Source organism: Nonlabens arenilitoris (genome assembly GCF_002954765.1).
GTDB lineage: Bacteria > Bacteroidota > Bacteroidia > Flavobacteriales > Flavobacteriaceae > Nonlabens > Nonlabens arenilitoris.
Genome location: NZ_MTPW01000001.1, coordinates 986,326 through 997,560 on the forward strand (window position 1 = coordinate 986,326; position 11,235 = coordinate 997,560).

An 11,235-nucleotide genomic window follows, 5' to 3' on the forward strand; every position below is an offset into this window, starting at 1 on the left:
ACAACCGAAAACGTTTTCGATTATTTTTTTATCTTCGTTTACAACTTTAAAAAATGAGATATTGAAACCTGTAACACTAAAACAAATTGCAGAGGAACTTAATATTTCTGTAACTACTGTTTCAAAAGCATTAAAAGACTATCCTGATGTCAGCCTCAAAACCAAAGGGCGAGTTAAAGAACTTGCGGCAACTTTAAATTACAAGCCAAATTCTTTTGCTGTCAATCTAAGGACTAAAGAGTCTAAAACTATTGGACTTATCATACCAGTAATAGTACATCATTTTTTTGCTAATGTTATAAAAGGAATCTTATCTCAAGCTGAAAAAAAAGGTTACTTAGTCATTATTCTTCAATCAAATGAATCATATGAGTTAGAAAAAAAACAAATTGATTTGTTGTTAAGAAAAGGAGTGGATGGAATTATCATTTCCCTAGCAAATGATACTGTTAACTATGAACATTTAAATGAAGTGATTGCCAGAGATAAATCACTGATTATGTTTGATAAAATTGCTAAAACCGTGAATTGCTCAAAAGTAATCATCAATGATCGACTGGCTGCATATAAGGCCACGCAACATCTTATAGATACGGGATGTAAAAAAATCGCTCACTTTAGAGGCTCTTTATTACCTCAAAATTCTATTGATCGCTTTCTGGGCTACCGAAAAGCACTAGAAGATAACAACATACCTTATGATCCATCCATAGTCTATATATGTGAATGTGCTGACAAAAGTTTTAAAGAAGGTGAACAGAACGCAATAAAATTGCTGGAAGAGCATAATGATGTAGATGGTATTTTTATTAACACTGATCTTGTAGCAATAGGTGCAATGTCTGCACTGCAGAATGCTGGAGTAAGAATTCCAGAAGATATTTCAATCGTCGGATTTAGTAATTGGTTCATGTCCTCAGTAATATCACCAAAACTTACAACAATTGATCAGCCTGGTTTTTTAATGGGTAAAACTGCATTTAAACAGCTTTACAAAGAAATGAAGACACAAAAGAAGAACAAACCTGTAAAGTATAAACAAATAGAATTAGGAACTGAATTAATTAATAGAGAATCTACACGTTGAAATAAAATCTCATAGTTGTTCTTTAAAGATTACAAAGGCATTCTTAGGCTTCAAAGTAATCAATGGATGATAGTCTATATGATCTTGAACTGGTGTGATGTCAAATCGTTCTAGCATGCGTCTTACTACCAGCATCATTTCCATCATGGCAAAATTATTCCCTACGCACATGCGTGGTCCTGCGCCAAAAGGAAAATAAAAATCTCTATACCTTTTTGCCTTAGCTGGTTCAAATCTGCTCGGGTCAAATTCTTCTGGATTCTCCCATAAATCTTTACGACGATGAATTTCATAAAAAGAAACCAACCATATACTTTCTTTTTCTATAGTAATATCTTCACACTCATCTGCTTCTAGTGCAACACGATCTGTCACATAAGCTGGTGGATAAAGTCGTAAGGTTTCTTCTATGCATTGCTTGACATACGGCATAGCCATCAACTGGCTCATAAGTGATTCACTAGAAACTGCGTTATGGATTTCTTTTCTTGCTTCAATAATAGTTTCTGGATGATGAGCAAGCAATTGTGCCGCAAAGCTCAGTGCATTTGCAGTGGTTTCATGGCCTGCGATAAATAAAACTAGAATCTCATCTACCAGTTGGTCATCTTCCATATGTGAACCATCTTCATAAGTACTATGCAAAAGCATATCCAGTAAATCACCAGGCTCGTTTTTGCTTTCTCTACGGTTGGTAATTATAGTACGCAGTAATTCGCGAGCTTCATTAACTTCTGCCAGAGCATGAGGAACACTGTTTGTTCCCGCTAACCATTCTCTATCAAAGTACCACTTCATCCATGGGATACGTAGTTCTTTAATGAGCATTTTTTGAGCATGCTCAGTGATTTCTTGAAGTCGAGCAATCTTCTCATCTAGGTTTTCAATATCAGCAAAATCAAAGAGACTTCTCGCCACTACTTTAAAAGCTAGGTCATTAAAAATAGTGTAGACGTCTGTGACTTCGTTGAGATGTATGCGATCCAGCTCTTCATTAACCACCGCGTCCATAGTTTCCATAAAATTGTTAATGGATTTTTTATAGAACGCTGGTTGAATCAGTTTACGGTTAGCTCTCCATTTCTCACCGTTTTCAGTCAGTAATCCATGTCCTATGTATTTTCCTAAATCCTCGGTTTGTAAAGTAGATTTGTGATAGTTCTTTTGGTTTTTTTGAAGGATGTGCTGCGTGATTTTCTCATCACAAGTAAAGTGAATCATCAGTCCAGGTTTAGGACTTATCTTAAAAGTATTGCCATACTTCTGGAAATTCTCTCTGTGAAACGGTAAAGGATTCTTATAAATCTGTCTAGATTTAGCAAGAAAGGTTAAAGCAGGAACCTGGGCTATTTTTCTCATTACTGATCAAATAAGCCTCCTAATGCGTTTCCTTTGGTTTTACCCAAGTGTTTATAAGCGAGCTCTGTTACTTCACGACCACGTGGTGTTCGCATAATAAAGCCTTGTTGAATAAGAAAAGGTTCATATACTTCTTCAATCGTTTCAGCACTTTCAGACACTGCAGTTGCAATGGTAGTTAACCCTACTGGTCCTCCTTTAAATTTGTCAATAATAGTGATCAAAATCTTATTATCCATCTCATCAAGCCCATTAACATCCACATTTAGGGCTTTTAAGGAGTATTTAGCAATTTTTAAATCTATGTTTCCATCACCTTTAATTTGTGCAAAATCACGAACTCTACGTAGCAATGCATTTGCAATACGAGGCGTTCCTCTACTACGACCAGCTATTTCGATCGCTGCGTCTTCATGAATAGGAACTTTTAAAATCTCTGCACTACGAGTAACGATAGTAGAAAGTAATTCTGTTGAATAGTATTGTAATCTCGATTGAATTCCAAAGCGAGCACGCATAGGAGCTGTAAGTAATCCAGACCTAGTCGTAGCTCCTATTAAGGTAAAAGGCGCAAGATTGATTTGAACGGTTCGAGCATTAGGACCAGTTTCAATCATGATATCTATTTTGTAATCCTCCATAGCACTATATAGATACTCTTCTACAATAGGACTAAGTCGATGAATTTCATCTATGAAAAGTACATCACGCTCATCAAGATTTGTTAACAAGCCTGCAAGATCTCCAGGCTTATCTAGAACTGGACCAGAAGTTACCTTAATACCTACACCTAATTCATTTGCCAGAATATGAGCAAGAGTAGTTTTACCTAATCCTGGCGGTCCATGAAATAAAGCATGATCCAATGCGTCATCACGTTGATTTGCTGCTTCAACAAAAATCTTGAGATTCTCCAGCACCTGATCTTGTCCAGCAAAATCATCAAAACTTAAAGGTCTCAATGCTCTTTCTAAATCATTTTCTTCATTAGAAAAATGATTACCAGTAGGATCTAAATGTTCATTCATTTACCAAAGATAATATTCAAGACGTTCCTATAATCATATAGAGGTGTTTTTATTACGCTTTCGCGAAAGCGTAATAACAAAAGCTTAACGCACTTTAATAGTTACTTAAGTGAAGAGTAAGTGCAACAATTGTATATTGAAATAAAAATTTATGAAACCAAAAGAAATAACACCCAATCTAGAAGTTACTCTTTCAAATCATGAAACATGGTCTCTGAAAGAACAAAAAATAGACACTTACCTAATGATTGTATTTTATAGAGGATATCATTGTCCGGTATGTAAAAAACAATTGGAAACTGTTACCGAAAAATTACCTGATTTTGAAGAGAGAGGAGTTGATGTAATAGCTATAAGCATGGATCACATCAATAGATTAGAAAAAACGACAAAAGAATGGGATGTCGATGGGCTTAAAATAGGATGTCGAATGACAAAAGAGACTGCTAAGGAATGGGATCTTTATCTATCCAAGGCTATAAGCGATAAAGAACCAGAACTATTTTCAGAACCAGCCATATTTTTAATCAAACCTGATGGTTCATTATTCTTTGCATCGATACAATCAATGCCATTTGCTAGACCTAAAATTGAAGATATTTTAAAATCAATAGATTTCGTAGAGAACAAAGATTATCCTGCCCGAGGTGAAGTTTAAAAAATAGTTATATAAAAAAAGCCGCTTTAAAGCGGCTTTTTTTATATAACGAATCTGAATTAGTGATTCATTTCTTCTTCTCCATCTTGTAATGGAATATGTTGTGGCGCATAATCCTGACCAGGTATAACGTACTCTCCATTTTCATTAACCTTTGAATAATCATAAGCCCATCTGTGAACATGAGGAATAGGACCATCCCAGTTACCGTGAATATGCTTATCGCCAGTAGTCCATTCTAGTGTATTAGATTTCCATGGATTAGCAGGTGCTTTCTTACCATAAAATATTGACTTAACAAAATTGTAAACAAATATCAATTGAGCTAGAGCTGTAGCGATTGCAAAGTAAGTTATCAACTGATTTGTATCTGCAAGATCATCAAAGTATGGAAAGTTAGTATTAGTATAATAACGACGTGGCAAACCGGCCATACCGATAAAATGCATTGGGAAAAACACTCCATAAGCGCCAATTGCAGTTAACCAGAAATGTGCATAACCTAAGTTTTTGTTCATCATCTTATTAAACATCTTAGGGAACCAGTGGTACACACCAGCAAACAATCCGTATAAAGCAGATATTCCCATTACTAGGTGGAAGTGTGCTACCACAAAATAGGTATCGTGAACGTTAATATCCAAAGTACTATCTCCTAAAATAATACCAGTTAAACCACCAGTAATAAATGTAGAAACAAGACCTATAGAGAATAACATTGCAGGATTAAGCTGCAAATTACCCTTCCATAATGTAGTAATATAGTTAAACGCTTTTACTGCAGATGGTATAGCAATTAATAGTGTTGTAAAAGTAAATACTGAACCTAAGAAAGGATTCATACCAGATACAAACATGTGGTGACCCCATACAATTGTTGACAAGAACGCTATCGCTAAAATAGACGCCACCATCGCTCTATAACCAAAGATAGGTTTACGTGAATTAGTTGCAATGATTTCAGATGTAATACCTAGCGCTGGTAATAATACGATATAAACTTCTGGGTGACCTAAGAACCAAAAAAGGTGCTCAAATAAAACAGGAGAACCACCTTGATGTGCAAGAACTTCACCTTTAATATAAATATCAGATAAGAAGAAAGATGTTCCAAAACTTCTATCCATGATTAGTAATAATGCTGCTGCAAATAAAACTGGGAAAGAAACAATACCGATAATAGCAGTTACAAAAAACGCCCATATTGTTAACGGTAATCTAGTCATTGACATACCTTTTGTACGCATGTTAATCACTGTTACCACATAGTTTAATGAACCTAATAAAGAAGATGCGATAAAAATAGCCATCGACACCAACCATAAAGTCATCCCCATTCCAGAACCTGGCATTGCCTTAGCAACTGCACTAAGTGGAGGATAAATAGTCCAACCAGCCGCTGCAGGTCCTAACTCTACAAATAATGAACTAATCATTATTGCAGATGATAAGAAAAATAACCAATATGATACCATGTTCAAAAACCCTGAAGCCATATCACGTGCTCCAATTTGCAATGGAATCAAGAAATTAGAAAATGTACCACTCAAACCAGCCGTTAGTACAAAGAATACCATTATGGTACCATGAATAGTAACTAAGGCTAAATAAATATTAGGATCCATAACACCACCTGGTGCCCATTTACCTAATAACGCCTCAAAAATAACATTAGGCTGCTCTGGATTTGCAATTTGCATTCTCATTAAAACAGACATCAAGATACCAATAGCACCCATGATTAGTCCAGTAATAAGATATTGCTTAGCAATCATCTTATGATCAGTTGAGAAAATGTATTTTGTTACAAATGTTTCTTTGTGATGGTGGTGACCATCATCATGTCCATGCTCTGTTGCTGCTGCAATCACTTGTCCCATATATCTTAGTTTTCAGCGTTAGCTAAAGTTGTTTCAAAAGTTGTTTGTGTTTCTAACCATTTGTTGTAATCTTCTTCAGATTCAACTACTATTTTCATTTGCATGTTATAGTGTGATGCACCACAAATTTTGTTACAAAGTAAATAGTATTCAAATTCATAAGGATCTAAGGCTACATCACCTGCTGCCTCTAATTCTTTACTTTTTTGTCGTCTAATTTCATTAATCTTACGAACTTTTTCAGTCATAAATTCTGTAGACTTATAATCTTCAGAAGTTACTGTAGGAGTAAAACTAAATTTAGTAACCATACCAGGCACTACATTCATTTGCGCTCTGAAATGAGGCATATAAGCAGAGTGTAAAACATCCTGACTACGGAAATTAAAGACTACAGGTCTGTTAACTGGTAAATGTAATTCAGTAGCAACCATATCATCTTTACCGTCTGCATCTGTAGGGTCAATACCTAATATATTAGCACCTTCGATGAAACGTACATTAGCATCTCCTAAAGTATTATCAGCTCCACTATATCTAACTTTCCATCCAAATTGGTAAGCATACACTTCAACTACTAGTGGATCTTCATGTTTATCAACATCCATGATGTCATTCCATGAGAATAATCCCCATAAAATGAGACCTGCTAATACTACCACTGGAATAGCAGTCCATATAAATTCTAAACGATCATTATCTGCATAGAATAAAGCTTTTTGACCTTTTCTACCACGATATTTATAACTGAACCAATGTAGTAATGCTTGAGTTAAAAACTGCACTATCATAATTACAACAGTTGTTAATAATAATAGTGAATCATACTCAGAACCATGAGCAGATGCTGCATCTGGTAAGAAATAATCTTGATACCCGATGAAACAAGCAATCATCATTACGTACATAGCAATTACAAAGTAAAGCATGAATTTACCTTGACGATCGTTATCGGCATCGTTTGCAATTTCACCATCAGCACCATTGGCTTCAGGAGATTTTCCTAGCTGTACAATTTTTGAAATTTGCCATAAAGCAATCACAAACAAAGCAGCAATTAATATGATAAGAAATGCAGTCATTTCAGTGTTTTTCTATAATTAATTAATAGTGAAAATGTTTACTTTCTCCAATAAATGGATCTCCTTTTGCAAGTAACGGAGCTTTTGAAATGGTATTGAATATTACAAGTAAGAATATACCAGCAAATAACATAAAGGATCCTATTTCAGGCATACCTATGAACCATGATTCACCAACAGTAGCTGGCATAACCATTACATAAATATCTAAATAGTGACCAAGTAATATAAATATACCTGCAGTTACAACAAACCAATTCACGCGTTTAAAGTCGGAATTCATTAGAATTAATAACGGGAATAAGAAATTAATTGCTACCATACCAAAGAACAAAATATTATAGTCCTCGATTCTAGTAATGAAATATGTTACTTCCTCTGGAATATTAGAATACCAGATTAACATGAATTGAGAAAACCATAGATAAGTCCAAAATATACTGATACCAAACATGAACTTTGCTAGATCGTGAATGTGTGAATCATTGATGAATTCTAAATGCCCTCTAGACTTCAAATAAATAGTTACTAATGCTATTACCGTAATACCACTAACAAACATACTAGCAAATACGTACCAACCGAATAAGGTAGAGAACCAGTGAGGATCAAAACTCATGATCCAATCCCAAGACATGATAGATTCAGTTACTATAAAGAATACTAGAAACATGGCAGAATGCTTAAATCCTTTTTTATACCATACATTTCCTTCTGGCTCTTCATCTTGTTTTAGAGAGAACTTTCGGATATTCCATCTGTATAGGTTCCATCCTACTAAGAACGCACCAGCTCTTATTAACCAGAATGGCACATTTAAAAAACCTGTCTTACCAGCAACTAAAGCATCATAGTTTTCATGACCTACTTCAGCTACACCAGGATTCATCCACGTAAAAATATGATTAGCCCCTAAACCAGTTGCAAGTAACAAAACGAACATTAATACACCGCCGATTAATAAGTAACTACTAATACCTTCCATTACTCTAAATAACCCAGGAGACCATCCAGCCTGAGCTACCTTTTGGATAGCATAAAACGCTGTACAACCTAAGGCTATCATAAAAAAGAAAAAGCATGCAACATATAATGCTGACCAAGGCTTATTTGCTAATTGATGATATAAATGCTCTACATGATCAGATTCATGACTTGAAGCATGATCATCATGATCACTCGATGAATCTACCTGACCATGAGTATCTTGTGACGCCACTTGATGAGTATCTACAGCGGCACCATGATTATCACCATGTGCAGCTTCCTGTGCTAACATTTCTCTTACTGCATCCTCAGAAGCAGGTGCGCTTAAAAACCCACCTATGGTAAGTAAAGCCCCTAATCCAATTAGGACAAATGCGAAAATTTTTAATTTACTTGAAACTTTGTACATATAATAAAATTTCGTGGTCGATTACTCGCCTTCAGTTGATGAATGATTTTCCTCTTGACTATCGTGGTCACCATCATGAGCATTTTCACCGTGCATGTCTACACCATGATCTTCAGCCGCATGACTATCTGTACCAGAGATGTCTTCCTGTGCATTTTGCACAGTAACAAATTCCTTAACATCTTGACCTTTTAATTCTCTAGTTAGCGCATCAACATGATGAGCTATTTGCCATCTCTCTTCAATAGAAGTTTGAGAAGCATAAGAACCCATATAGTTAATTCCCCAATACATAACATGATAAATAGAACCTTGAGATATATCACGATCTGCATAAGAAGGTACACCCAATATTTTTTCAGTTTTAACTAAATGTCCTTGACCGTCACCTTTTGTACCATGACAGATTGCACAATAAATATTGTAAAGTTCCTGACCGGTAGCAAGGTTTTCTTCAGTATAAGGTAAAGGATTGGTTAATTCTGCTTTCGCGGAAGCGTAACCTTCATTAGTATTTGCATACTCATAAGGTAACCAACCTCTATTAACTGTTCCTTCTACAGGAAGTTGAGCTTCAACATTACCTTCAAATATGTCTCCTTCTTGATAGGTTTCATAACCTACCGATTCATACATATTAGGGAAGTATTGTACACTTCTATCTGACTTAGCATCTACTGCATTACTATCTCCACCACATGAAATAATCATCAGTGAAGCAAAGGCGTAAATGAATGTTTGAAAATATCTATTCATTAGTGTGCGTCTTTGTCAATTATTTTTATTTCTACAGCACCAGTGTCATGTAAAAATTTACTCATTTCTTCAATATCTTTTCCAGTAGCATCGATCTCCATCAAGAAGTGATCATCTGTAGTGCGAACATCTGGATTTTCAGCAGACTTAAACGGCCATAATCTACTTCTAAGATAGAAAGTGATAACCATTAAGTGAGCCGCAAAAAATACAGTAAGCTCAAACATGATAGGCACAAATGCTGGCATGTTTTCTAAATAAGAAAAACTAGGCTTTCCTCCAATATTTTGTGGCCAGTCCTGAATCATGATATAATTCATCATTACAGTAGCCACCGTAAGACCAACGAGACCATAAAGGAATGCATTGATAGCTAAACGAGTATCTGCAATACCCATTGCTTTTTCTAGTCCGTGCACAGGAAAAGGAGTAAAAACCTCTTCAATGTGATAATGCTTTTCTCTGACTTGTTTTACTGCACCGAGTAAAACATCATCATCAGTATAAAGAGCGTGTATAGTTTTATCTGACATAATTACTACTTTGAAGGATGAGCAATAGGGTCACCAGATGCGGTGTCCGATTCAACATTAGTTCCTTTTTGTTCTCTTAATTTCTTATACTTACTTCCACTCGATTTTAAGATAGACTTAACCTCTGCCTGAGCAATCACTGGGAATGTTCTTGAATATAAAAGGAACAATACAAAGAAGAAACCAATTGTACCAATGAAAATTCCTATATCGACAAAAGTAGGTGAGAACATTGTCCATGATGATGGAACATAATCTCTGTGAAGAGATGTAACAATAATTACAAAACGTTCAAACCACATCCCTATGTTTACTACTATAGAAATTACAAAAGAGAACATGATACTAGTTCTTAACTTTTTGAACCACATAAATTGTGGAGAGAACACATTACAGGTCATCATTGCCCAATATGCCCATGCATAAGGACCTGTTGCTCTGTTTAAGAATGCATACTGTTCATACTCCACACCAGAGTACCATGCCACAAAAAGTTCAGTGATGTATGCAACACCAACTATAGAACCTGTGATCATAATTACAATATTCATTAATTCGATGTGCTGTATGGTGATATAATTTTCAAGACTTACCACTTTTCTCATCACAATAAGAAGAGTATTTACCATCGCAAAACCAGAAAAAACAGCTCCTGCAACAAAGTATGGCGGAAATATAGTCGTGTGCCAACCTGGTATTACTGACGTAGCAAAGTCAAAAGATACAATAGTATGTACAGAAAGTACAAGCGGAGTAGCGAGTCCTGCAAGGACTAAAGAAACCTCTTCAAAACGCTGCCAGTCTTTGGCTCTACCAGACCAACCGAACGATAGAATACCGTAAATCTTTTTATTAAATGGAGTAATTGCCCTATCTCTTATCATTGCAAAGTCAGGAAGTAATCCTGTCCACCAGAACACTAATGACACTGACAGGTATGTAGATATTGCAAATACATCCCAAAGTAGTGGAGAGTTGAAGTTAACCCATAGTGAGCCAAATTGGTTAGGAATAGGAAGTACCCAATAAGCTAACCATGGACGTCCCATGTGAATAATTGGAAATAAACCTGCCTGGATTACCGAGAAAATCGTCATCGCTTCAGCAGAACGGTTAATTGCCATTCTCCATTTCTGACGGAAAAGCAAAAGTACCGCAGAAATCAGCGTTCCAGCGTGACCAATACCAACCCACCAAACGAAGTTAGTGATGTCCCATGCCCATCCAATTGTCTTGTTAAGACCCCAAACACCTATACCAGTGGAGATCGTATAAATAATGCATCCTATTCCATAAAGAAAAGCTACAAGAGCGATTGTAAATACAATCCACCATTGCTTGTTAGCAGCACCTTCTACTGGTGCAGCAATATCTCTTGTTACGTCTGAGTAAGACTTATCTCCTGTAACTAGAGCTCTTCTTATGGGCGCTTCGTAATGAGCCATAATGTATCGAT

General features: G+C 35.8%; 10 protein-coding genes. 2 read left to right on the forward strand and 8 right to left on the reverse strand.

Going from position 1 to position 11,235, the window contains the following annotated elements; translation table 11 throughout:
• The first annotated feature begins 61 nt into the window (after window positions 1-61).
• On the forward strand, window positions 62-1,087 hold the full coding sequence (locus tag BST92_RS04350) for a LacI family DNA-binding transcriptional regulator (protein WP_105070346.1): 1,026 nt from the start codon (window positions 62-64) through the stop codon (window positions 1,085-1,087).
• Window positions 1,088-1,096: 9 nt separating this feature from the next.
• On the opposite strand, the gene BST92_RS04355 is transcribed toward BST92_RS04350, so the two are convergent.
• Entirely contained in the window at window positions 1,097-2,446 is a 1,350-nt protein-coding gene (locus BST92_RS04355) for a cytochrome P450 (RefSeq protein WP_105070347.1), read from the reverse strand.
• Entirely contained in the window at window positions 2,446-3,474 is a 1,029-nt protein-coding gene (ruvB, locus tag BST92_RS04360) for a Holliday junction branch migration DNA helicase RuvB (protein ID WP_105070348.1), read from the reverse strand. Before ruvB ends, BST92_RS04355 begins: the two co-directional genes overlap by 1 nt.
• Before the next feature lie 151 nt (window positions 3,475-3,625).
• Here ruvB and BST92_RS04365 point away from each other — a divergent pair, with 151 nt between their 5' ends.
• Window positions 3,626-4,132, forward strand: a complete 507-nt coding sequence (locus tag BST92_RS04365; protein ID WP_105070349.1) for a redoxin domain-containing protein — start codon at window positions 3,626-3,628, stop codon at window positions 4,130-4,132.
• A 59-nt stretch (window positions 4,133-4,191) separates the two neighbouring features.
• On the opposite strand, the gene BST92_RS04370 is transcribed toward BST92_RS04365, so the two are convergent.
• From BST92_RS04370 to nrfD, 6 genes are read right to left on the reverse strand one after another with little or no spacing between them, the layout of a single operon-like run.
• On the reverse strand, window positions 4,192-6,012 hold the full coding sequence (locus BST92_RS04370) for a cytochrome c oxidase subunit I (protein WP_105070350.1): 1,821 nt from the start codon (window positions 6,010-6,012) through the stop codon (window positions 4,192-4,194).
• A 5-nt stretch (window positions 6,013-6,017) separates the two neighbouring features.
• Window positions 6,018-7,094 (reverse strand): cytochrome c oxidase subunit II, encoded by a 1,077-nt coding sequence (locus BST92_RS04375; RefSeq protein WP_105070351.1) that lies wholly within the window; start codon window positions 7,092-7,094, stop codon window positions 6,018-6,020.
• A 22-nt stretch (window positions 7,095-7,116) separates the two neighbouring features.
• Window positions 7,117-8,490 (reverse strand): quinol:cytochrome C oxidoreductase, encoded by a 1,374-nt coding sequence (locus tag BST92_RS04380; RefSeq protein ID WP_105070352.1) that lies wholly within the window; start codon window positions 8,488-8,490, stop codon window positions 7,117-7,119.
• Between the two features lie 21 nt (window positions 8,491-8,511).
• Window positions 8,512-9,246, reverse strand: coding sequence for a c-type cytochrome (locus BST92_RS04385; RefSeq protein WP_105070353.1), 735 nt, complete (start codon window positions 9,244-9,246; stop codon window positions 8,512-8,514).
• A complete protein-coding gene (locus BST92_RS04390) occupies window positions 9,246-9,779 on the reverse strand; it encodes a DUF3341 domain-containing protein (RefSeq protein WP_036583899.1) in 534 nt (177 codons plus the stop codon). The genes BST92_RS04385 and BST92_RS04390 overlap by 1 nt, the downstream gene beginning before the upstream one ends.
• A gap of 5 nt (window positions 9,780-9,784) precedes the next feature.
• The gene (gene nrfD, locus BST92_RS04395; protein WP_006796172.1) at window positions 9,785-11,224 is read right to left on the reverse strand and encodes an NrfD/PsrC family molybdoenzyme membrane anchor subunit; all 1,440 of its coding nucleotides are present in this window, start codon (window positions 11,222-11,224) and stop codon (window positions 9,785-9,787) included.
• Window positions 11,225-11,235 lie beyond the last annotated feature (11 nt).